Here is a 23,339-nt window from a genome sequence, read left to right as displayed (position 1 = left end):
ACCGTGGTGGCTTAAACCCGCTCACGCAGCGATGTCGGCACGAATTGAGCAGAAACGGCTCAATCCGCGAATTGGCCGGCTGCCTTGATCATCGGAGCCCAGCGGTCGACTTCACTCGCGAGCATCGCGGCCAGCGCTTCCGGCGTCGCCTTCTCCTGCGGGACCGGCTCCGTGTTGATGTCGTTGAACCGGGCGATCAGCGTGGAATCCCTAAGGGCGGACTGGAGCGCCGCGGTCAGCTTCTGAACGACCGCCGGCGGTGTGCCCTTGGGGGAATAGATGCCGTGCCAGACACCAAGTTCGAAGCCTTTGAGGCCGGCCTCGTCGGCCGTCGGCAGATCGGGCAGGCTCTTCAGCCGCTCCCTGGTGGTGATCGCATAGGCCTTGACCTGCTTCGACATGATCGGGCCGGTCGTGTTCGTGGCCTGGTCGCAGGTGAGATCGATCTGCCTGCCGAGAAGATCGTTCATGATGGGGCCGTTGCCCTTGTAGGGCACTGCGGTCAGCTGCTTCTGGATCGCCGTCATGAACAGCATGCCGCAGAGGTGCGACGCCGCTCCGAGTCCGGCATTGGCATAGGTCAATTTGTCGCCCTGCTGTTGGGCGTAGGCGACCAATTCCTTCAGCGTGTCGGCCGGAAAATCCGGACGCGCGATGATGGTCATCGGCGCATTGGTCACAAGCCCGATCGGCGCAAAGGCCGTCTTCGTGTCATAGCTGAGATTGCGGTACAGTGTGGCGGCGGTCGAGAGGCCGACATGATGGATCAGCAGCGTGTATCCGTCGGGCTGGGCTCGCGAGGCGCGGGTCGTGGCGATGGTGCCACCGGCGCCTGGCGCGTTCTCGACGACGACCTGTTGGCCAAGCGATTTTGCCATGCCTGCCGCGGTCAGGCGAGCAATGGTGTCCGTAGGTCCGCCGGCGGCGAACGGCACCAACATGGTGACGGGCCTGATCGGATAGTCCTGGGCGAGCGCCGCGCCAAACGGCAGAACCAGAGCCGATACGAGGGCAATGAGCCGCATGCTTTCCTCCAAATTTTTTGCTTGCTCCTATGTACGCATTCCGGGCTGCGCGGCCACACCAAAACGACTTCATCGAGAGCGGAGCGCCCGCGGCATGGTGTAGCTGCCGAAGGCCTGATCGGCCCTCAGCGCGCCTCGCGAAGCTTCGTCGGCAACAGGCGGGAACTAGCGCTCCCGCATGATCTCGTGCCGGTAGCGCTGCAGGGGCGATAGCAGGTAGCTCAGGATCGTGCGCGAACCGGTCCTGATCTCGACGGTCACTGCCATCCCCGGGGACAGATTGACGAGGCGGTCGTCCACCTGCATCTGGCTGCGATCGAGCGAGATGCGGGCGCTGTAGCTCAACTCCTGCCCGCTGGGCTCGCTGCTGTCGCGTTGCGTCCCAAGCGCACGGTCGCTCCCGCGCTCCTGGGGCCGGTCGCGGATGATGGCGTCCTGCGAGACGCTCACGACCTGGCCCGCGAGAAGGCCGTAGCGGGTGAAATTGAAAGTGTCGATCTTGATGGCGGCGCCCTGCCCGGCCTCGACGAATCCGATATCGCGGTTGGAGATCATCGCCTCGATCTCCAGCCGCGCATCGGTCGGCACGATCACCAGCAGCGACTGTGCGGGCGTGACCACGCCGCCCACAGTGTGGACCGCGAGCTGCTGCACGACGCCGTCGACCGGCGACGTCAGTTGCTGAAGCCTCGTCCTCTGCTGTGCCTTGATCAGATCGCGTGCGACGCCATTGGCTTTCTGTTCGCTCTTGGCAAGCTCGTCGGAGAGACTTTTCCTGTACTCCGCCAGGGCCTGGATGCGGGTCTCCCGGATCGCGGCGACGGCCGCCTCGGCCTCCTTCAAGCGGCTGCTCTGGACGCGAAGCTCCTCCTGCTGCTCGATCTGGAGCTGGAGGGTCTCATAGTAAGTCAGCTTCGAGCCGATCTCCTTCTCCATCAGCGTCTTGCGGATCTCGACACGCTGCTGGGTGACCGGCAGCAACGCATCAAGCTTGTGAATCGTCGCCGCAATCGTCTGATGTTCGGCCTCCTTCTGCGCTTCCTGACGCGCCAGCGCCGCGAGCTTGGCCCGGTTCTCGCTGACCTGATTGGCGAGGAGCTGCCGTTGCGTCGCGACCAGCATGGGATCGGCGTCCTCTGGTACGACGAGATCGGCGGACACCTCTTCGCCGCCCGCCAATGCCGCGCGGAGGCGCGCGACATTGAGCCGTTCGGCCATGAGATCGTCGTGCAGACGATCGCGCTCTGCGGCGTTCACGGTCGGATCAAGCTCGATCAGCAGGTCGCCTGATTTGACCGATTGCCCGTCCTGCACGTGAATCGCGCGCACCACACCGGTCTCGAACGGCTGGACCACTTTGCTTCGCCCGCTCGATACGACCTTGCCGGTTGCGGACGCCACGATGTCGATCGTGCCCCAGGCCGACCAGGCCAGCGCTGCGCAGACAAGCAGCATCAGGACCAGGGCGATGGCGCGGCCGATCGGCGACGGCGGTGTTTCCGTGATTTCCAGCGCCGCCGGCAGGAAGGCGACTTCCTCGGCGCGCCGGCCCTTTCCATTCCGGAACGGGATCACGGTCTGCTCCGGACGAGCGGCCGGCACAGTGCTAGCCGACCTCATAAATGCCTCCCTGGAGACGATGCAGGGCGGCGTAGCGGCCGCCGGTCTTGATCAGCGCATCATGCGTGCCGTCCTCGACCAGACAGCCGCGTTCCAGGGTGAAGATGCGATCGGCGCCGCGGACGGTGGACAAACGGTGCGCGATGATCAGGACGGTGCGGCCTTTCGCGATCTCCTTCATGTTGTCATGGATGATCCGCTCGCTTTCATAGTCGAGTGCGCTGGTGGCTTCGTCGAAGATCAGGATCCGGGGATTGCCTACCAGCGCACGGGCGATCGCGATGCGCTGGCGCTGCCCGCCCGAGAGCGTCGAGCCGCGCTCGCCCACCATCGTATCGTAGCCCTCGGGGAGCTCCAGAATGAAATCATGAGCGCCCGCCAGCTTCGCCGCGTCGATGATGCGGTCCATCGGCAGGCTTGGATCGGCCAGCGCGATGTTGTCGCGCACCGACCGGTTGAACAGCATGTTGTCCTGGAGCACGATTCCGATCTGCCGACGGAGCCCGGCCGGGTCGGTCGTCATCAGATCCATTCCGTCGACCAGCACGCGGCCGCCTTGCGGAACGTAGAGCCGCTGCACCAGCTTGGTGAAGGTGCTTTTGCCCGAGCCGGACGATCCGACAATGCCGACGGTCTGTCCGGCAGGAATGTCGAATGAGACATCGTGCAGGATCTCCGGCCCATCGGGCCGGTAGCGGAAAGAGACGTGCTCGAAGCGGATGTTGCCCCGGATCGGCGGCAGGCTCGCGCGGGCGGCGGAGTACGCCGGCTCCGCCGCGCTGTTGAGGATGTCGCCGAGCCGCGCGATCGACAGCCGCGCCTGATGAAAATCCTGCCAGACCTGCGCGAGCCGCAGCACCGGGGCCGACACCCGGCCCGCGAAGATGTTGAAGGCCACGAGCTCGCCGACCGTCAATGCGTCACCGATCACCAGCCTGGCTCCGACATAGAGAACGGCGGCAGTGACGACCTTACTGACGAGCTGCACCAGCTGGCTTGCCGTGTTGCCGAGGCTAGTGACACCGAAGCTCGCCGAGACATAACCGGCGAGCTGCTCTTCCCAGCGGCGCTGCATCTGCGGCTCGACCGCCATCGCCTTCAGCGTTTCGATGCCGCTGACGCTCTCGACCAGGAAGGCCTGGTTCTCGGCGCCACGGCGGAATTTCTCGTCCAGCCTGCGGCGAAACAGCGGCGTCGCCACGGCCGAGATCGCGATGTAGAACGGGAACGATGCGAGCACGATGAAGCTCATCTGCGCCGAATAGGCGAACATCACCGCCAGGAACACCGAGGTGAAGACCAGGTCGACGAGAAGCGTCAGCGACGAGCTGGTGATGAAATTGCGGATGTTCTCGAGCTCACGGACCCGCGCCACGGAATCACCGACGCGCCGGGCCTGAAACCACGCCATCGGCAGCGCCAGCAGATGGTGGAACAGGCGCGCCCCGAGCTCGACGTCGATGCGGTTGGTCGTGTGCGCAAACAGGTAATTGCGCAGGATCCCGAGTACGGTGTCGAACAGGGAGACGACGACGAGGCCGATGACGAGGACGTCGAGCGTGGACAGCGAGCGGTGCACCAGCACCTTGTCGATTACGACCTGGAAGAACAGCGGCGAGACCAGCGCAAAAAGCTGGAGGAAGAACGAAGCCGCCAGCACCTCGCCAAGCAGCCGCCGGTATTTGCCGATCGCGCCGATGAACCAGGTGATATCGAACTGCCGGCCGAGGTCGGACAGGCCGGCGCGCCGGACCATCAGGATCAAGCCGCCGTCCCAGATCGCGCACAGCTCGTCGCGATCCATCAGCACCGGGCGCTGCGCCTCCGGGGACTGCACCAGCACCTTGTCGGCGGAGGCCTTTGCGATGACCATGAAGCCGCCATCCCGCAGCATTGCGATCGCAGGCAGCGGGGTGTCCGACAGACGGCTCCACTGCGTTCGGTAGGTTCGCGCTTTAAGTCCGAGAGACCTGGCGCAGCGGACGATATCCGCTGCGCCGAAACTTGCCGCGCCGAGCCGGTGCCTGAGCTGCTCGCGATCGGCCGCAACGCCTTGCAGATGCAGCAGCGTCAGCAAGGCATCGAGCCCCGTATCGGCGGAGACCGCGTTGGTCGTCATGAGCGTTCTCCAGGCCGCAGCCGCCAGCTTCAGGCGTGCTGGGGCGGTGCGAGCACCTGGCTCTGCGCCGCGTGCGGATCGGGCAGCGGCATCTCGCCATTGCCCTCACCTGCCGGGACGAAGCTCGCCGCCATAGCCTGGTTGAGCAGCATCGCGGCCGCGAACGCTCCGCCCTGGATGACGACGTTGTTGCCGGTGCCGCCGTCCAGGATGTCGAGGCCGCCCCCGCCGATCAGCACGTCATCACCGGCACCACCCGCCAGCGTGTCGTTGCCGGGGCTGCCGATCAGCACGTCGTCGCCGTTGCCGCCATTGGCAACGAGCTGGATGCCGCCGTGCAAGCCGGAAGCCGTGATGACATCGTCGCCATCGAGGCCGTTGATGACGATCCTGTCGCCGACGCCGGCATCGGTGATGTTGATGTCCTGGCCAAGCCCCGACACCGTGATGATGCCGTCGTGCTCGGTCACCGTGATGACGTCGTTGCCGCCGGTTGCGTTGATGGTCACGGTATCCGCGGCGCCGTCATTGGCGCCGAGATCGAGGTCGACCTGGCTGACGCCGGTGCCGGAGAGGTCGCCGACGGTAATGTTGTCGGCACCGCCGAGAGCATTGAAGTCGACATGCTCGACCCCGTTCAGGTCCATCGCAATGGCGGCGACATCTCGCGTGAACAGCACGCGGCCGCCATTGGCCGAAATGTTGATGTTCTCGCTGATATTGGCGCCGTTGAATGCCAGCGTGTCGGTGCCCTTGCCGCCTTCGACGGTATCGCTGCCGTCGCCGGGATTCCAGACGAAGGTGTCGTCGCCCGCACCGAGATTGGCGAAATCGTTGCCGCGTCCGCCGTTCACAATGTCATTGCCGGCACTGCCGGTGATGGTGTCGTTGCCGTCACCGCCGTTGATGTTGAGGCTGAACGACTGTCCCGCCTTGATGGAAGACGCATTGATGACGTCATTGCCTTGTCCGCCGTTGATGCCGAGCACATCACCGGCGTCCGCGTGTGCAATCGTCACCTGCGCAGCGAGGCCGTTGACCACGATCGATCCGCCGGAGGTCACAACCGATATGTTGTCGTCACCGGTCGTGCCGTTCGCGGTCACACGGTCCGCCGCTCCATCGCCGCTCTGGCTGCCGGGGCCGGCACTGAGGTCGATGGCAACCTGCGTGATTCCTGTCCCGCTCAGATCGTTGACGGTGATGTTGTCGGCGCCGCCTGCTGCCGCGATCTGCACGTGCTCGACGCCAGCGAGGTCCATGACGATAGCACCGACGTCACGGGTGAGTAGCGCACGGCTTCCGTTCGCCGAGATCGACATGGTCTCGGCCACATTGGCGCCGTTGAACAACAGCGTATCGGTTCCCGTGCCGCCTTCGACAGTGTCGCTGCCGTCACCGGGATTCCACGTGAAGATGTCGTCGCCTGCGCCGAGAAGCGCGACGTCATTTCCGCGGCCGCCGATGACCTTGTCGTTGCCGTCGCCGCCGATCAGGGTGTCCGCGCCCTGGCTGCCGGTGATGGTGTCGTTGCCCGCCCCACCGTCGATGGTCAGCCCGATCGCCGAGCCGAGCGTGGATGCATCGATCACGTCGTTACCGCCGAGCGCCTGCACGACCAGCCGGTCGTTGCTGGTCTCTGCGTTTGCGATTGTCACGACCTCTGGGAGCCCCGTGACCGTGACCGTTGTGCCTGTGGCTGTGACCTCGATGTGCTGATTGCCGTTGCTGCCGTTGACGGTCACCGTATCAGCTGCGCCGTCGCCTTGCGTCCCTCCCGGAACGGCTCCGAGATCAACCAGCACCTGCTTGACGCCGGTCCCGGTGAGATCGCCGACCGTGATATTATCGGCGCCGCCGCGCGCATCGAATTCGATCTGCTCGACGCTGTTGAGATTCATCGTGATGTTGGCGACGTCGCGGGTGAAGCGCACCCGGCCGCCATTGGCCGAGATGTTGATGGTCTCGTTGATGTTGGCGCCATTGAAAAGCAGCTTGTCGCTGCCCGAGCCGCCCTCGACCGTGTCGCTGCCGTCACCGGGATTCCAGATGAAAGTGTCGTCGCCACTCCCGAGCTGGGCGACGTCGTTGCCGCGTCCGCCATTGACGATATCGTCGCCGCTGCCGCCGATGATGAGGTCGTTGCCGTCACCGCCGATGATCCTGTCGTTGCCAGCGCCGCCATCGAGCGTCAGCGAGATCAGGCTGCCGAGCCCGTTGCCCGCGGTGATGGCATCGTCGCCGCCGCCACCGTGGAGGACGAGATTCTCCGTCGTGCCGATATCGAGCGAGAACGGCGCCGCGCCCGCCCCGTCGAGCCGCACGCGGGTGCCGTTCGCCGTGATCGTGAACGTCTCGGCGCCGTTGTTTCCGTTGACCTGAGCCGTATCGTTGCCCTCACCACCCTCGAACAGGTTGGTGCCGCCGCCGGGATTCCAGATCATGAGATCGTCGCCGGCCTCGCCGAACAGCTGGTTGTCGCCGCTGCCGCCGTCCAGCACGTCGTTACCCGCTCCGCCGAACAGCAGATCGTTGCCGCCGCCGCCCTTGATCAAATCGTTGCCGGCCTGACCAAACAGAAGGTCGGCTCCCGAGCCGCCGGTGATCTTGTCATTGCCGTCGCCGCCGAAGATGTGCACCGCGGGCATCGGTCCGTGGCATTCGTCGACGGTGATCGTGTCGTTACCGCCTTGACCGAAGATGTCGATCGCGGTGGTGTTGTCGACCGTGGGTTCGCCACCAACTGTTTTCACGTGCCCGTTATTGACCAGGATGCGGCCGGACTTGTCGCGACTTATCACGAGGCCGTTATTCGCGCTGTCGCCGAAAATGGTGAGTTGCCCCGTAACCGGGGAAAACACAGAGGTAATGGACATCCAAATGATCCTTCCGACCTAGCCCCTCCCTTCGACGCGTAGCATTCGCGCACATGACATTCTTGAACCGTTGCTTGAGACGCGCGTGATTATTCTGGAGATTTCCTCCAGTTTTCCTTCGGGGCAGTTTCCGACAGGGGATGCGAAGGCTTGCTCATCACGAACCGCCTGATCACGGATCACGCGTAACGCCCCCGTGATTTTCAAGGCGCGCGGAAGAACGCAGCTCGAGGCAATGAAGGCACTTTGGGCGAAGGTCGGCATCCGCGATGTCGAAACTCGCGAACAATATCGCCGGCGAGCGCGAACGGGAGAGATCACGATTCACGCCTCTGCCATCGCAATAGGGATGCAAAGCCGCTTGACGATGGGGACGAGCGTGCGCGGCTGATCGCATCGACAGCCGCAACCAGCTTCAGGGCAAAAGGCCGACCCGTGTTACGCCGACTTCTTCTTCGGCTTTGGCTTGGTCGCCTTCGGCATGACCGGAGCTTCCGGTGTGCCCTCGATCGAGGACAGGCGGCCGGCCGTGAAGGTGTAGATGCCGGCACGCGGACCGGTCGTCCAGGTCACGACCGCAACGCGCCTGCCGGCGGCATCACCGGAGAGGTTGACGCTCGAGGGCGCGCCAATGCCGCGCACCACGTCGCATTCGGTGTGGCCGAGCGCGACGGTGCCGCCCATCGGAGCCGGCGCGGTCGTCGACGCATTCGCATCGGCCGGCCCGGGCGGCGGCGCCATGCCGGCACAAGCCCCGTCGGCGCTGACCAGATCCTCGGCCCCAACCGGCTTGTCGGGGGTCAGCGGCGGCGACTCAATCGAGATGCTTTTGATGAACAGACGGCTGGGCGTGTTGAACCACTGAGCATCCCTGGATAACAGATCGGTCCCGCCCGAACAGCCCGCGACCAGCGGGGCTACGGCCGCCAACGCAATTATGAGCGAGCTGGGAAGCTTTTGATGTCGCACGATAAACTAAATTCCCCGAGTGAAGGATCGGCCCTAAGCAATTGTAGCAACATCACTTTGCGGCACGAAGGTGACAAAAGCCATCATCACCCGAAAAGTGCAAATTATCATTAATTGCGAGCGACGGCTAATTCCGCTTCTGCCATCGGCCCCGCTCGTCAGCCTGCCAATAGGTGACATCAAATCCCCGCGCCTTGCAATCCGTCCAGGCGCTGCGGGCGAACGCAAGCGCGTCCGGATCGTCGCCATCGAACAGCAGCACCATGCGCTCATAGCCCTGCGCGTCCTGCGGCAGCGCGGCGTTGTCGACGAGGAAGCGGACATTGGCACCGTTCGGATTGTCCTCCTCGACCGCCAGCACGATCGGCTGATCGGCGGCGTCGCTGACCCGCCATGTCGCGTGCGGCAGGAAGGAATCGTCGCGATAGGTCCACAAATGGGCGTCGAGCGTATCGGCGCGCTCCGGCGACGTCGACTGCACCACGACGCGCCAGCCGCGCTCGAGCGATTTCTCGAGAAGCGGCGGCAACACGTTCTCCACCGTCATGTTTTGCAGATGGTAGAAAAGGACTTCAGTCATCTCGGGTCATTTGCGCTCGTAATGGTCGGCGACCAGACGGTCGAGCAAGCGAACGCCATAACCGCTTCCCCAGCTCTGGTTGATGTCGGTCTTCGGCGCGCCCATGGCGGTACCGGCGATGTCGAGATGCGCCCAGGGCGTGCCGTCCACGAAGCGCTGGAGGAACTGCGCCGCGGTGATCGAGCCGCCATGGCGGCCGCCGGTGTTCTTCATGTCGGCGAACTGGGAATCGATCAGCTTGTCGTATTCGGGGCCAAGCGGCAGGCGCCAGACCTTCTCGCCGCTCTCGATGCCGGCCGCCAGCAGCCGCTCGGCAAGCTCGTCATTGTTGGAGAACATGCCGGCATGCTCGGTGCCGAGCGCGACCACGATGGCGCCGGTCAACGTCGCCAGATCCACCATGAATTTCGGTTTGGTTTTCTTGGCGACGTACCAGAGCACGTCGGCAAGCACCAGGCGGCCTTCCGCGTCAGTGTTGATGATCTCGATGGTCTGCCCCGACATCGAGGTGACGATGTCGCCCGGGCGCTGCGCGTTGCCGTCCGGCATATTCTCGACGAGGCCGATGGCGCCGACGACGTTGACCTTGGCCTTGCGTGCCGCGAGCGCATGCATCAGGCCGACGACGCAGGCAGCGCCACCCATGTCGCCCTTCATGTCCTCCATGCTGCCGGCCGGCTTGATCGAAATGCCGCCGGTGTCGAAGCAGACGCCCTTGCCGACGAAGGCAACCGGCGCCTCACCCTTCTTGCCGCCGTCCCAACGCATGATCACGGTGCGGCTCGGCCGCGCCGAGCCCTGGCCGACGCCGAGCAGCGCGCCCATGCCGAGCTTGTCCATCGCCTTGACGTCGAGCACCTCGATCCTGACGCCGAGTTTTCGGAGCAGGCCCGCGCGGCGCGCGAACTCCTCGGGAAAAAGCACGTTCGGCGGCTCGTTGACCAGGTCGCGCGCAATGACCACGCCGTCCACGATCGCAGCGGCCGATGCAAACGCCCTCTTCGCGGCGACGACATCGCCGACCGCAAACGAGACGTCGGCGCGCGTGCCGCCCTCCTCGCCCTCCTTCTTCTTGGTCTTGTAGCGGTCGAACTTGTAGGTGCGCAGCCGCAGCCCCGAGGCGATCGCGACCGCCTGCTCGCTCGTCATGGCGCCATTGGGCAGTTCCGCCATGACGGTCATGGCCGCCGCCCCGGCCGGAAGCTTGCTCGCCGCCACGCCGCCGAATTTGAGGAAGTCGTTGGCCTTCAGGCCGGCCGCCTTGCCGGCGCCGATCACGATCAGGCGGGTGGCCTTCACGCCCTCGGGTGCAAGGATGTCGAGCGCAGCACCGCTTTTGCCCTTGAAGGCGGCGGCGGCCGCCGCCCGCTTCACGAGTTCGGTGGCGCCGCCGAGCGCCTTGGCGGTCGCCGGGCCGAGCTTCAGAGCGTCGTCGCAGAACACGACCATAATGCCACGGACGGCGGCAGACAATGGAACGAAGCCGACCTTGATGGCATCGGACATGATTAACTCCTCAAAAACATTGCGTTTTTACCGATCGGCGGTCCCGGCCACGGGCCGGAGCTGAACGGCGATTCACTGCGCGTGCCGCACTATGGGCCACCGGCCCGGCAGATGCCAAGCACCCCCCGTGGCCGAGGGGCCACAACGAAAGAAATATTAACCATATATTGAGGGTGCCACGGGGCAGCCATTTTGTTGACGGATCAAAGGGATGGTACTGAGAGAGTAGGCCGGCGGATGAGATGGTTGACCGACCTTGGGGATCCCCTTGTGGGGATTGGTTGGACAGCCGGAATTCCGGCCGGCATTGGGGACTTGGTGGGATTCGTGCGGTAGCGCATGGGGTCAATCGATAGGTATATCTTCCGCACGACGCTCGCGTCGTTTGCGCTGGTCCTGGTCAGCCTCACGGGCGTGATCTGGATTACGCAAGCGTTGCGCGGCATCGACCTGATGACGAGCCAGGGTCAGACCATCCTGACCTTCCTCGGTATCACCAGCCTCGTCGTGCCCGCGCTGGTCCTGATCATCTCGCCGATCGCGCTGATGATCGCGATCTCGCATACGCTGAACAAGCTCGCGACCGATTCCGAGATCATCGTGATGAATGCCGCCGGCTTCTCGCCGTTCCGGCTGTTCTATCCGTTCTTCTACGCCACCTGCGTCGTGGCGCTGCTGGTCGCCTTCATCGCGGCCTATCTCGCTCCCGACGGCATGCGGCGGATCAAGCAGTGGGACGCCGAGATCACCGCCGACGTGCTCACCAACATCCTGCAGCCCGGCCGCTTCGCCCAGCTCGACAAGAACCTGACGATCCGGATTCGCGAACGCCAGCCCGGCGGCATCCTCGCCGGCATCTTCATCGACGACCGCCGCGATCCGGACGAGCGGGTCTCGATCGTCGCCGAGCACGGCGAAGTCGTGAAGAACGACAACGGATCGTTCCTGGTGCTGGAGACCGGCAATCTCCAGCGCTTCGAGGCCGGCAAGCGCGATCCCGCGCTGGTCGCGTTCGGCCGCTACGGCTTCGACATGTCGAAGTTTTCGGGCCAGGGCCGCGACGTCACCCTCGGCATCCGCGAGCGCTATCTCTGGGAGCTGCTCTCGCCGTCCGAGGACGACCCTGTCTACAAGCAGATTCCCGGCCAGTTTCGCTCGGCCCTGCATGACAGCCTGCTGGCGCCGATCTATCCCTTCGCCTTTGCCGTGCTGACCTTCGCGTTTCTGGGGGCGCCTCGCACCACGCGCCAGAGCCGCAATTTCTCGATCGGTTCGTCGATCATCGCCGTGTTCGGCCTGCGCATGGCCGGCTTCGCCTGCTCGGTGATGGCGGTGAAATCGCCGGGCGCGGTGCTGGTCCAATATGCGATGGTCATCGGTGCCATCGGCCTCGGGCTGGCGATCATCATCGGCGGCCTCGTGGTCGAGCCGCCGCCGCGCCTCATGGAGGCCATCAACAGGTCGAACGCGCGCATCGCGCGGCTGTTCCGACGCCCGGCCACCGCATGAGCATGCTCACCAACACACTCGGGCGCTATTTCGCCGGCCGTTTCGTGGTCGCGGCGCTCGGCGTGTTCGCCAGCATTTTCCTGTTGCTGGTGCTGGTCGATTACATCGAGATGGTGCGCAAGACCTCGGGGCTCGCATCCGCCTCAGCAGTCATGGTGGCCGAGACCTCGCTGTTTCGCGTGCCGCAGCTGTTGGAGAAGCTGACGCCGTTCTGCATGCTGATCGGTGCCATGACCTGCTATCTCGCCCTCTCCCGCCGGCTCGAGCTCGTGGTCGCGCGCGCCGCCGGCGTCTCCGCATGGCAATTCATCTCGCCGGCGCTCGGCAGCGCGCTGCTGATCGGCGTGATCGCCACCGTCGCCTACAATCCGATGTCGGCAAATCTGCGCGAGCTCTCCAAGCGCATGGAAGCCGAGCTGTTCGGCTCGGCACCCGGCGGCGGCATTCAGGACGCCTCCGGCTTCTGGCTCAATCAGGTCACCAATGACGGCCAGACCATCATCAACGCAGCGCGCAGCGAGCAGCAGGGCGTCCGGCTCACAGGGCTCACGCTGTTCCGGTTTGACACAGAGCAGCACTTCAAGGAGCGGGTCGAGGCGCGCGAGGCGACGCTCGAGGCCGGCCGTTGGCTGTTCAAGGGCGTCCGCCGCTTCTCGCTGGATTCGCCGCCGGTCGATCAGGCCAGCCTGGAGATTCCGACGACGCTGACCGAGGCGCAGGTCCGCAACAGCTTTTCCACACCCGAGACTGTGTCCTTTTGGCAACTACCGAGCTACATCCGCTCGTCCGAGAGCTCGGGCTTCGCGACAGCCGGATACCGACTCCAGTATCAGAAGCTTCTGGCACAGCCGTTTTTGCTTGCGGCCATGGTGATGCTCGCGGCTTCCGTGTCGTTGCGCTTCTTCCGGATGGGCGGCGTGCAGAAGATGGTTTTGAGTGGCGTGGGCGCAGGCTTTCTGCTCTACGTTCTGTCGAAAGTGACTGAAGATTTGAGCAAGGCTGAGTTGATGCATCCGATCGCTGCGGCGTGGTTGCCCGTGGTGGTGGGCGGCCTCACCGGCTTTTTGGCCTTGCTGTATCAGGAGGACGGATAGTGACGGCCGTCCACCGAGGGCCCGTGTCTCGTTTGACGCGGCGCACAGTGGTGCGCGCGAACGGGTGTGGCTTGTCCATTCGCAGGTTCCTGCTTGCTGTCGCTGCCGTGGTATCGCTCGGTGGCGTGGTGGACGTTGCCGCCGTTGCGCCGGCCTCCGCCCAGAGCTTCACCTACAATCCGCTGCCGCCGCGTGCGAAGCCGCCGAAGGCCGTCAACGACAACCAGATGCTGGTTCAGGCGACCGAGGTCGACTACGACTACAACAATTCGCGCGTCTCCGCGGTCGGTAACGTCCAGCTGTTCTACAACGGCACCAGCGTCGAGGCCGACAAAGTCATCTACGACCAGAAGACCAAGCGGCTCCATGCCGAAGGCAACATCCGCATGACGGATGCCGACGGCAAGATCACCTATGCGGAGATCCTGGACCTGTCCGACGACTACCGTGACGGTTTCGTCGATTCGCTGCGCGTCGATACGGCCGACCAGACCCGCATGGCGGCGAGCCGCTCCGATCGCTCCAGCGGCAACTACACGGTGTTCGAGAACGGCGTCTACACGGCCTGCGCGCCGTGCAAGGACGATCCGAAGAAGCCGCCGCTATGGCAGGTCAAGGGTGCGCGCATCATCCACGACCAGCAGGAGAAGATGCTGTATTTCGAGACGGCGCAGCTCGAATTCTTCGGCGTGCCCATCGCCTATATGCCCTATTTCTCGACGCCCGACCCGACCGTGAAGCGCAAGACCGGTTTCCTGATGCCGGGCTTCACGTCGAATACGCCGTTCGGCTACGGCGTCGAGGTTCCGTTCTACTGGGCGATCGCGCCCGACATGGACGCGACCTTCAGCCCGCGCATCACGTCCAAGCAGGGTGTGCTGTTCCAGGCCGAATTCCGCCAGCGCCTGATGGACGGCGCCTATCAGATCCGCGTCTACGGCATCGACCAGCTCGATCGAAGCGCGCTCGCCGGCCAGCCTGGCGACAAGCAGTTCCGCGGCGCCGTCGACACCAAGGGTCAGTTTGCGCTGAACGACAAATGGGTCTGGGGTTGGGACGGCGTCCTGATGTCCGACTATTATTTCTTCTCGGACTATCGCTTGTCGCAATATCGCGATCCGCTCGGCTCGTTCCTGTATCTGCCGACGGATGCGCTCTCGCAGCTTTACCTGACCGGCGTCGGCAATCGCAGCTTCTTCGACGCGCGCACCATGTACTGGCTGAGCTACTCGGGCAACCAGAGCCAGGTGCCGGTCGTCTACCCCGTGATCGACTATTCGAACGTGCTGAACTATCCGGTCTTCGGCGGTGAGTTCAGCTACAAGACCAATTTCGTGAACCTGTCGCGTGACACCGCGGTGTTCGATCCGATCACGACGCTCGCCAACACCAACAGCCTGTGCACGACGGCATCGGCCGATCCGCTCGCGCGCACGCCGTCGCAGTGCCTGATGCGCGGCTTCCCGGGCACCTACACCCGCCTGACGGCCGAAGCGCAGTGGCGCAAATCCTTCACCGATCCGTTCGGTGAAATCTGGACGCCGTTCGCCATTCTCCGCGCCGATGCGATCAACTCCTCGGTCTCCAACCAGCCGGGCGTGTCGAACTATCTTCCTGTCGGCGACACCCAGGCGTTCCGCCTGATGCCCACCGTGGGCCTCGAATACCGCTATCCCTTCATCAACGTTCAGCCCTGGGGCTCGACCACCATCGAGCCGATCGCGCAGATCATCATTCGGCCGAACGAGACCTATGCCGGCAAGTTCCCGAACGAGGACGCGCAGAGCATGGTGTTCGACGCCTCGAACCTGTTCAGCGTCGACAAGTTCTCCGGCTACGACCGTGTCGAGGGCGGCGGCCGCGCCAATGTCGGCGTGCAGTCCACCACGCAGTTCGACAGGGGCGGCGCCATCAAGACGCTGTTCGGCCAGTCCTACCAGCTGTTCGGCATGAACTCCTTCGCGGTCCAGGACTCCATCAACACCGGCGTGGATTCCGGCCTGCAAAGGCCGCGCTCCGACTATGTGGCGAGCGCCGCCTATTCGCCCAACAGCACCTATACGTTCAGCGTTCGCTCGCGCATGGACGAGCAGACCTGGAACGTCCAGCGCTTCGAGGCGGAAGGCCGCGCCAACTTCAACCGCTGGTCCGTCAGCATGCTGTACGGCAATTACGCGGCGCAGCCGGAACTCGGCTATCTGACCCGCCGCGAGGGCATCCTGACGTCGGGCTCGATCAAGGTCGCGGCCAACTGGGTGGTCACGGGCTCGGCGCGCTGGGACCTGGAGGCCAACAAGATCAACCAGTATGTGCTCGGTGCTGGCTACGTCGACGATTGTTTTGTGCTCGGCTTGAACTATGTAACAGCGTATAGCTATTCCGCAGGCGCGACGCCGCCCGTGCTGAACCACGCGATCATGTTCCAGATCGGCCTGCGCACGCTGGCGAACACAGCGACGACCAGCAGTTCCGGCAGCGGTCTCCAGTGATTGGTTTGAAGGTGCCGGCCGCGTGTTCCCGATCGCAGGTTCACCGCGGCTGACATGCGAGCGACAAATATGACGATCCCATTGCCTGTCTTCCGCCTCTTCCTCCTCCTCACCGCCCTGCTCTTGGCCGGCACGCCGTCGCGCGCGCAGAACATCGTCGTGATGGTGAACGGCGATCCCATCACCGACTTCGACATTGACCAGCGCTCCAAGCTCGACCAGCTGACGACGCAGAAGACACCGGCCCGTCAGGAGGTCATCAACGAGCTGATCGACGACCGGGTGAAGATGAAGGAAGGCAAGAAATACGGGGTCGATCCCGGCGTCTCCGACATCAACCAGTCCTACGATGGCATGGCGCAGCGCATGCGCATCTCGCCGGACCAGCTCACCAAGTCGCTCGAGGTCAAGGGCGTCCGCCCCGAAACCCTGAAGAGCCGCATGAAGGCCGAGATGGTCTGGAGCAGCCTGGTGCGCGGCCGCTTCAAGGAAAAGCTGTTGGTCGGTGAGAAGGACGTCGCGCAGGCCGTGCAGGCCCAGACCGGCGACAAGCTGCAGATCGAGGGCACCGAATACAAGATGCAGCCGATCGTGCTGATCGTGCCGCGCGGATCGTCGCCGGCGTTCCTGGAGACGCGGCATAAGGAAGCCGAGCAATATCGCTCGCGCGTCGGAAGCTGCGAAGAAGCCAATTCGTTGTTCCGCTCCACGCCGAACGCCACCATCCGCGACATCGTCACCAAGACCACCGCTGAATTGCCCGAGGCGCTACGCAAGGTCCTCGACGACACGCCGATCGGCCACCTCACCGCCCCCGAGACGACCAAAGCGGGCATCGAAATGGTGGTGCTGTGCTCGCGCAAGCCGACCATGATCGACACGCCGAAGAAGCGCGAGGTCCGCGAGAAGATGTATCAGGAGAAGTACGAGAAGACCCAGAAGGCCTATCTCGAGGACCTCCGCAAGGCGGCGATGATCGAGTATCGCAACCGCTGATGGCCCAGCAGCCTGCCAAGCCTCTCGCCCTGACGCTGGGAGAACCTGCCGGCATCGGCCCCGACATCACTATCGCAGCCTGGCTCAAGCGCCGCGAACTGGACCTGCCCGCCTTCTATCTGCTCGGCGACGAGGCGCTGATCGCGCGCCGCGCCAAAGCGCTCGGCGCCGACGTCAGGATCGCTTCGGTGAGCGCCGGCGAGGCCGGGGCCGCTTTCCCTGAGGCCCTGCCCGTGGTCGCGACCGGCGACGAGCCCGCGAGTGCCGAGCCCGGCAAGCCCGACGCATCGAGCGCGCCGGCCGCGCTCGCCTCGATCCGCCAGGCGGTCACTGATGTCCGCGACGGTCGCGCCGGCGCCGTCGTCACCAATCCGATCGCCAAGAGCGTGCTCTATCGCGCCGGCTTCCGCCATCCCGGCCATACCGAATTCCTCGCCGAGCTCGCCGCGGAAGACGGCCGCGTGCCGCAGCCGGTGATGATGCTGTGGTCGCCGCGGCTCGCCGTGGTGCCCGTGACCATCCACGTCTCCTTGCGCGACGCACTGGCCCAGCTCACCAGCGAGCTGATCGTCTCGACCGTGCGCATCGTCGCGACCGAACTCAAATCCCGCTTCGGCATCGCCATTCCGCGCATCGCGATCTCCGGCCTCAATCCGCACGCCGGCGAGGACGGCTCGCTCGGCCACGAGGAGCAGACCGTGATCGCGCCGGCGATCAAGACGTTGCGCAGCGACGGCATCGAGGCGAAGGGACCGCTCCCCGCCGACACCATGTTCCACGAAGCCGCGCGAAACAGCTACGACTGCGCCGTCTGCATGTACCACGACCAGGCGCTGATCCCGATCAAGACGGTGGCGTTCGACGACGCGGTCAACGTCACGCTCGGCCTGCCCTTCATCCGCACCTCGCCCGACCACGGCACCGCCTTCGACATCGCCGGGACCGGCAAGGCCAATCCGGCAAGCCTGATCGCCGCGTTGAGGCTTGCGAGCCGGATGGCGGCTGCGAAAACCCGATGAGCGCGATCGACGACCTCCCGCCGCTTCGCGAGGTCATTCGCCAGCACGCTTTGTCGGCCCGCAAATCGCTCGGCCAGAACTTCCTCCTCGACCTCAATCTCACCGCGCGCATCGCGCGTGCGGCGGCTCCGCTCGAGGACTCTACCATCATCGAGATCGGCCCCGGCCCGGGCGGATTGACGCGCGCCTTGCTCGCGCTCGGCGCCAGACGCGTCATCGCCATCGAGCATGACGAGCGCGCGATCCCTGCCTTGCAGGATATTTCCGCGCGCTATCCCGGCCGTCTCGAGATCGTGCATGGCGACGCCATGACCTTCGACCCGCGCCCGCTGCTGTCGGGCGAACGAGCAAAAATCGTCGCCAACCTGCCCTACAACATCGCGACCCACCTTCTCGTCGGCTGGCTCACCACCGAGCCCTGGCCGCCCTGGTACGACATGATGGTCCTGATGTTCCAGCGCGAGGTCGGCGAGCGCATCGTGGCGCGCGAGGACGACGAGGCCTATGGCCGGCTCGGCGTGCTCGCCAACTGGCGCTGCGAGACCAAGATCCTGTTCGACATTGGGCCGTCCGCCTTCGTGCCGCCGCCGAAGGTCACCTCTTCCGTCGTGCGACTGATCCCGCGCGAAACGCCTCTCGCCTGCGATCGCAAGCTGCTCGAACAGGTCGCCGCCGCCGCCTTCGGCCAGCGCCGCAAGATGCTGCGGCAAAGCCTGAAGGCGCTCGGCGCCGATCCCGCGCGGCTGGCCGCAGCTGCGGGCGTCGACGCGACGCGGCGCGCGGAGACCGTTCCGATTTCCGGCTTTGTTGCCATGGCCCGTGAATTGGCCAATATACGCAGCGAAACAGAGAGATAATTTCGGAGGAAGAAATATGGCGTTGATGCGTCGGCAGTCCCTTGTCAAGTTCGATGCGCCGCTGTGCGAGACCATCGTCGACACGCCGAAGCCGCAAGGAGGCGAGGTGCTGGTGCGCATCGAGCGCTGCGGCCTCTGCCACTCCGATCTGCACATCCAGGACGGCTACGCCGATCTTGGCGGCGGCAAGAAGCTCGACACCACGCGCGGCATGACGCTGCCCTTCACGCTCGGCCACGAGATCGCGGGCGTAGTCGATGAAGTCGGCCCCGACGTGTTCGCCGGTCTCGTCGGCAGCAAGAAGGCGGTGTTTCCGTGGATCGGTTGCGGCCAGTGCCGCGACTGCGCCAATGGCGACGAGAACCTCTGCGCCAGGCAGCGCTTTCTCGGCGTCTCCATCGACGGCGGCTTCGCCACCCACGTGCTGGTGCCCGACGCGAAATATCTGCTCGACTACGATCCCCTGCCCGTCAACCAGGCCGCGACCCTGATGTGCTCCGGCGTCACCGCCTATGGCGCGCTCAAGCGCCTGGTCGACCGACCGCGCCAGCGCAACCTCCTGCTGATCGGCCTCGGCGGCGTTGGCATGATGGGCCTTTCCTTCGCGGCGGCCATGTTCAAGCAGCCGATCACGGTCGCCGATCTCAGCGGTGCCGCGCGCGAGACCGCGCTGAAGAACGGCGCGGCGGTGGCCTACGATCCGGCCGAGCCCGACGTGATCAAGCGCATCCTCAAGGAGACCGATGGCGGCTTCGACGAGATCGTCGATTTCGCGGGCAATGAGAAGTCCATGGCTTTCGCGGTCGGGGTCGCCGCGCGCGGCGGCAAGATCGTGGTCTCCGGCCTGATGGGCGGCCAGTTCACGCTGCCGATGGTGCAATGGGTCTACAAGCGCATGACGATCGAGGGCTTCATGGTCGGCACGCTCACCGAGGCTCACGAGCTGATGGCGCTCGCCCGCGCCGGCAAGATCAAGCCGACACCGATGCGCGAGGAGCCGATGGGCGACGTCCAGACCTGGATCGACGAGCTTCGCGCCGGCAAGGTCGTCGGCCGCATCGTGCTCAAGAACTAGCGCCGTAGAAGATCGACGAACGCAGGGCGGCGGAATCCATTTCTCGCCGCCCGCTTCGTGGACGGAGATTAACTCGAAATTGACGCAAGGCGGGGTTCCGAATTGGGGAACCCGCTCCCTGCGGATTATGGTCCTCGCCAACTCTCTTTTGGAATTCTGGCAAGACCATGCAGACCATCCGCCGCTTCCTCGCCGACGAGTCCGGCGCCACCGCGATCGAGTACGGCCTGATCGCCGCCGGCATCGCGCTCGCGATCATCGCCGTCGTCAACAATCTCGGCGCGACGCTGAACAAAAAGTTCACCTCGATCAGCAGCTCGCTGAAGTAGCGCGGGCACGCTCGTTAATACACGGCATTCGTCTGTCCCGCGGAACGGCAACGGCCGCGCCGCGTTGGCAGCCATGTCCATTCGCTGCACCGTCGAGAACGCATTCTTCATCGCCTGGAGCTTCCTGGAGCAGAGCGGAGAGCTCGGCTCTCCGGACGAGACGGCGAACGTCCTGCTCGACGCCATCGAGGCCCAGCTCAGGACCGGTGAACGCCGGCAACTGATGCTCGCCAACAGGGCGATCGATGCCTATCGCGCCCACGCGGAAAAAAGCCGGCCCGCGCATGATTGCGAAGCACGCTTCGGGTGACGAACATCCTCGCCGCCCTCGGGCCCGCCGGCCCGGCGGCGTTTGAGGTATAGGCCGGCGGTCCGTCGGACAGAGCGCACGGGCTGCGGCGCTCCGCATCGGGGACGCTACGCCGATCCGCGCCCCTGTTGTGTGCACTCCTGCACAGAGTTCGTGAAGTTGAAGGCCGCCGGGTTCGGCAGCGCCATTTGCCTCGCGTAACATGCGCCTCGCCAGCGATTTCCGTAATTCCGCAGACCGGAGGCCAATTTTTCAGCGCTTGGAAAACGCCTTGTGTGCACTTTGGAACCGTCGGCTCCGTCGCGGAAAGTTAGGGTTCTGGCCGGTGCCGATTCCCGGCCAGAGCAGCACATGTGACCGGTCGGCCCCAGAACGATCTTCTCCAGCGGCTCAGCCGCCCGGATTTCGAACTGCTTGCGCCGCACCTCCAGCCGGTCGAACTCGAGGCGGGCCACATCCTGCATCACGCGGGCGACGAGGTCGCGGCGGTGCATTTTCCCTGCCGCTCGACACTCGTGTCGTTCGCGGTGCCGGTCGAGGACGATCGCGAGGTCGAAAGCCTGCTGGTCGGGCGCGAGGGCGCGGTCGGCATTGCCGCCGGCCGCAGCGCCTCGCTGGCCTATTCGCGCATCGTCGTGAAGCTGGGCGGCACCCTGATGCGGCTGCCGCCGCGCGCGCTCGAGCAGGCCCAGCAGAGGTCGGCCACGCTCCAGCAGGTGTTCTCGCGCTACGCCGACTGCCAGTTCGCGCAGCTGCTCCAGACCGCGGCCTGCAATGCCGCGCATTCGATCGAGCAGCGCGCCGCCAAGTGGATCCTCTCGGCGCAGGAGCACGTCGGCGGCCCCGAGATCCCCCTCACCCACGAGCAGCTTGCCGGCATGCTCGGCGTCTCCCGCAGCTATGCCAGCCGCGTCATCCAGATGTTCAAGGCGAGGCGGATCCTCGCGACACGCCGTGGCGCCATCCTGATCCTCGACGCGCCGGCGCTCGAAGCCAGAGCCTGCCGTTGCAACGATTGGGTGAAGAAGCATTTCGACGAAGTGCTCGGCGCACGGCATCTGCCAGCGGCTGACACATTGCGGCCTCACGCGCGCGGCGGCGACTGACGCTTGAGATGCAGATAGGTCGGACTGAAGCCTCCGAGCCGCTGCAGTTCGCGCCATTTCAGCACGATCAGCTCGCTGTCGCGCAAGTCCATGGTCCCGCTCCGCCTGAGGTCGGCGAGCGTCCGGTTCACCGTCGCGATCGCCATGCCCAGCGTCTCGCCGAGCTGCGCCAGGCTGATCGGCAGGCGGCAGCGATTGCCGCGAACGAGTTGCGCGGCCCGCGCGCGGTAGAACAGCTCGCAGAACAGGTGTGCCATGCGCGTGTGCATCGGCCGGGCGCTGTTGTTGGTGATGGCCTCGCGAAAAATAGCCGCATCGAGCAGCGTCTCGCGCCAGACCGAGAGCGCGAAGGTCGGTCGTCGCCGGAAGGCAATGAACAATTCGCGATGCGGGATGAAGGCCACCGAGGCGGGCCCGAGGGCGCAGAGGCCATGGTCCATCTGGTCGATGAACAAGCCCTGGGAGTCCGGCAAGTCGCCGGACAGATGGAACGCGAGATATTGCCGCCGGCCGCTGTCGAGCAGATGGTAGCGCGCGATCATGCCGGAGACGACCAGCGCCGAATGCTCGGGTTCGTCACCCTGACGGATGAAATCCTCGTTCGGCGCGAACTCGCGCTGCACAAAGGTCAGCCCGCGAATTTCAGCGACATCTTCCTGTGCGAGCGCGGTGTGCTCGCCCAGGTTCCGGATCAGCACGTCATGGGCTTTTTCCATGTGTCCCGTTCCACGTATCCCGCCAAAAATCCTGCCGCTTCGATCAAATGATACATCTGTCCCATATCCAGCGGACTAGAACGCTGGTCGGAAGCACAGGTTGCTACCGGTCTGCGACATTACTTGGTCGCAGCCCACCGTCCCTCGATCGCGGACTGCACCCGCCATTCGCATGAGCTCTACGACGATCCTGAAGCGCATTCGCCACCTGTTCGCACCGGATTCGGGCGAGCACCTGGACAGTATCAGCCATGCCTTCCTGCAGGGCAGGTTGAAGGAGCCGGCGCAGCCGATGTCGGATCAGGAGCTTGCGCGCGCCATCCGCGAGTTCCAGGCGGTTCCCGTCTCCGATTGGACCATCGCAAAACTCTCCCAACGCCTGCTCGACCCGGCGATGCCGCGTGACGAGTGAAACACCTCCTCTTGTCCATGCCGCACCCGAAGTTCATCGCTCATCTCCAGGCGATTGAAGGCCTCTCAGAAGACGAACGCCGCCAGATCGCTGGCCTGCCGTCCACGCTCCGTCAGGTTTCGGACGGCGAGATCGTGCTGCGCCAGGGTGAAGATGCCTCTCGCTGCGTTTTCGTCGTCAGCGGCTTTCTCTACCAGGCTCGCATCGTCGGCGATCGCAGCCAAATCCTCGCCTTCCACGTTCCGGGCGACATGCCGTGCCTGCACACGCTGCTGGTCTCGCCGATGGATGCGGACCTCGTCGGTCTTGGCCCCACCATCGTCGGCTACGTCGCACACAGCCAACTCAAGCAGCTGCTCGACGGCTCCATTCACCTGACCCGCGCGTTCTGGCGCGAGACGCTGATCGATGCGGCGATCTCGCGACAATGGATCGCGCGCCTCGGTGCACAGGCGGCACTGCCGAAAGTAGCGCATCTGATCTGTGAGCTCGCCGCAAGGCTGGAGGTCGTGGGCCTCGTCAAGAACCGCCGCTTCCAGATGCCGATGACGCAGCGGCATCTCGCCGATGCCTGCGGATTGTCGATCGTCCACGTCAACCGCACCATCCAGGAGCTGAGAGGGCGCCGATTGATTGCCTGGGAGGGAAGCGAGATCGAGCTGTTGCAACCCGACGAACTCCGCGCCCTCGCGGATTTCACGCCGGATTATCTGACGTGAGCGAGGCAGGCAA

General features: G+C 64.8%; 20 protein-coding genes. 12 read left to right on the top strand and 8 right to left on the bottom strand.

The annotated features are described in order from the left end of the window. Positions 1–59 precede the first annotated feature (59 nt). From IVB45_RS16035 to IVB45_RS16005, 7 genes are all read right to left on the bottom strand, one after another. The gene (locus tag IVB45_RS16035; RefSeq protein ID WP_247360618.1) at positions 60–1,025 is read right to left on the bottom strand and encodes a tripartite tricarboxylate transporter substrate-binding protein; all 966 of its coding nucleotides are present in this window, start codon (positions 1,023–1,025) and stop codon (positions 60–62) included. Between the two features lie 165 nt (positions 1,026–1,190). After that, on the bottom strand, positions 1,191–2,645 hold the full coding sequence (locus IVB45_RS16030) for an HlyD family type I secretion periplasmic adaptor subunit (RefSeq protein ID WP_247360616.1): 1,455 nt from the start codon (positions 2,643–2,645) through the stop codon (positions 1,191–1,193). Further along, positions 2,632–4,764 carry a type I secretion system permease/ATPase gene (locus IVB45_RS16025; protein ID WP_247360613.1) on the bottom strand — a complete coding sequence of 711 codons (2,133 nt, stop codon included), beginning with the start codon at positions 4,762–4,764 and terminating at the stop codon, positions 2,632–2,634. The genes IVB45_RS16030 and IVB45_RS16025 overlap by 14 nt, the downstream gene beginning before the upstream one ends. 29 nt (positions 4,765–4,793) lie before the next feature. Then, entirely contained in the window at positions 4,794–7,640 is a 2,847-nt protein-coding gene (locus IVB45_RS16020; RefSeq protein ID WP_247360611.1) for a calcium-binding protein, read from the bottom strand. A gap of 438 nt (positions 7,641–8,078) precedes the next feature. Then, a complete protein-coding gene (locus tag IVB45_RS16015) occupies positions 8,079–8,570 on the bottom strand; it encodes a hypothetical protein (RefSeq protein ID WP_018459090.1) in 492 nt (163 codons plus the stop codon). Between the two features lie 166 nt (positions 8,571–8,736). Further along, positions 8,737–9,189: a DNA polymerase III subunit chi gene (locus tag IVB45_RS16010; protein WP_027517539.1), complete on the bottom strand. Its 453-nt coding sequence runs from the start codon at positions 9,187–9,189 to the stop codon at positions 8,737–8,739. A 6-nt stretch (positions 9,190–9,195) separates the two neighbouring features. Next, positions 9,196–10,695, bottom strand: a complete 1,500-nt coding sequence (locus tag IVB45_RS16005; RefSeq protein ID WP_247360608.1) for a leucyl aminopeptidase — start codon at positions 10,693–10,695, stop codon at positions 9,196–9,198. A 339-nt stretch (positions 10,696–11,034) separates the two neighbouring features. Between IVB45_RS16005 and lptF the strand changes: the two genes are divergently transcribed. From lptF to IVB45_RS15955, 10 genes are all read left to right on the top strand, one after another. Continuing rightward, positions 11,035–12,204: an LPS export ABC transporter permease LptF gene (lptF, locus tag IVB45_RS16000; RefSeq protein WP_247360606.1), complete on the top strand. Its 1,170-nt coding sequence runs from the start codon at positions 11,035–11,037 to the stop codon at positions 12,202–12,204. Beyond that, positions 12,201–13,298, top strand: a complete 1,098-nt coding sequence (gene lptG / locus IVB45_RS15995; RefSeq protein ID WP_027569681.1) for an LPS export ABC transporter permease LptG — start codon at positions 12,201–12,203, stop codon at positions 13,296–13,298. The genes lptF and lptG overlap by 4 nt, the downstream gene beginning before the upstream one ends. Further along, entirely contained in the window at positions 13,298–15,787 is a 2,490-nt protein-coding gene (locus IVB45_RS15990; RefSeq protein WP_247360603.1) for an LPS-assembly protein LptD, read from the top strand. The genes lptG and IVB45_RS15990 overlap by 1 nt, the downstream gene beginning before the upstream one ends. 69 nt (positions 15,788–15,856) lie before the next feature. Further along, a complete protein-coding gene (locus IVB45_RS15985; RefSeq protein WP_027569679.1) occupies positions 15,857–16,783 on the top strand; it encodes a SurA N-terminal domain-containing protein in 927 nt (308 codons plus the stop codon). Further along, on the top strand, positions 16,783–17,802 hold the full coding sequence (gene pdxA, locus IVB45_RS15980; RefSeq protein WP_247286399.1) for a 4-hydroxythreonine-4-phosphate dehydrogenase PdxA: 1,020 nt from the start codon (positions 16,783–16,785) through the stop codon (positions 17,800–17,802). The genes IVB45_RS15985 and pdxA overlap by 1 nt, the downstream gene beginning before the upstream one ends. Further along, positions 17,799–18,659: a 16S rRNA (adenine(1518)-N(6)/adenine(1519)-N(6))-dimethyltransferase RsmA gene (rsmA, locus tag IVB45_RS15975; protein ID WP_247360601.1), complete on the top strand. Its 861-nt coding sequence runs from the start codon at positions 17,799–17,801 to the stop codon at positions 18,657–18,659. The genes pdxA and rsmA overlap by 4 nt, the downstream gene beginning before the upstream one ends. Before the next feature lie 16 nt (positions 18,660–18,675). Then, the gene (locus IVB45_RS15970; protein ID WP_247360599.1) at positions 18,676–19,734 is read left to right on the top strand and encodes an alcohol dehydrogenase; all 1,059 of its coding nucleotides are present in this window, start codon (positions 18,676–18,678) and stop codon (positions 19,732–19,734) included. 167 nt (positions 19,735–19,901) lie between these two features. After that, entirely contained in the window at positions 19,902–20,063 is a 162-nt protein-coding gene (locus IVB45_RS15965; protein ID WP_007609340.1) for a Flp family type IVb pilin, read from the top strand. A gap of 73 nt (positions 20,064–20,136) precedes the next feature. Continuing rightward, a complete protein-coding gene (locus tag IVB45_RS15960; RefSeq protein ID WP_007609339.1) occupies positions 20,137–20,373 on the top strand; it encodes a hypothetical protein in 237 nt (78 codons plus the stop codon). Between the two features lie 353 nt (positions 20,374–20,726). After that, positions 20,727–21,479 (top strand): Crp/Fnr family transcriptional regulator, encoded by a 753-nt coding sequence (locus tag IVB45_RS15955; protein WP_247360597.1) that lies wholly within the window; start codon positions 20,727–20,729, stop codon positions 21,477–21,479. Here IVB45_RS15955 and IVB45_RS15950 read toward each other — a convergent pair. Continuing rightward, positions 21,458–22,195: a Crp/Fnr family transcriptional regulator gene (locus IVB45_RS15950; RefSeq protein WP_027569675.1), complete on the bottom strand. Its 738-nt coding sequence runs from the start codon at positions 22,193–22,195 to the stop codon at positions 21,458–21,460. The genes IVB45_RS15955 and IVB45_RS15950 overlap by 22 nt on opposite strands. A 172-nt stretch (positions 22,196–22,367) precedes the next feature. On the opposite strand from IVB45_RS15950, the gene IVB45_RS15945 reads away from it, so the two are divergent. Further along, the gene (locus IVB45_RS15945) at positions 22,368–22,607 is read left to right on the top strand and encodes a hypothetical protein (RefSeq protein WP_027569674.1); all 240 of its coding nucleotides are present in this window, start codon (positions 22,368–22,370) and stop codon (positions 22,605–22,607) included. Positions 22,608–22,624: 17 nt separating this feature from the next. Then, positions 22,625–23,326, top strand: a complete 702-nt coding sequence (locus IVB45_RS15940; protein WP_247360701.1) for a Crp/Fnr family transcriptional regulator — start codon at positions 22,625–22,627, stop codon at positions 23,324–23,326. Positions 23,327–23,339 lie beyond the last annotated feature (13 nt).

The sequence above is a fragment of the Bradyrhizobium sp. 4 genome (assembly GCF_023100905.1).
Taxonomy (GTDB): Bacteria; Pseudomonadota; Alphaproteobacteria; order Rhizobiales; family Xanthobacteraceae; genus Bradyrhizobium.
This window is presented reverse-complemented; position numbering and strand designations above follow the sequence as displayed.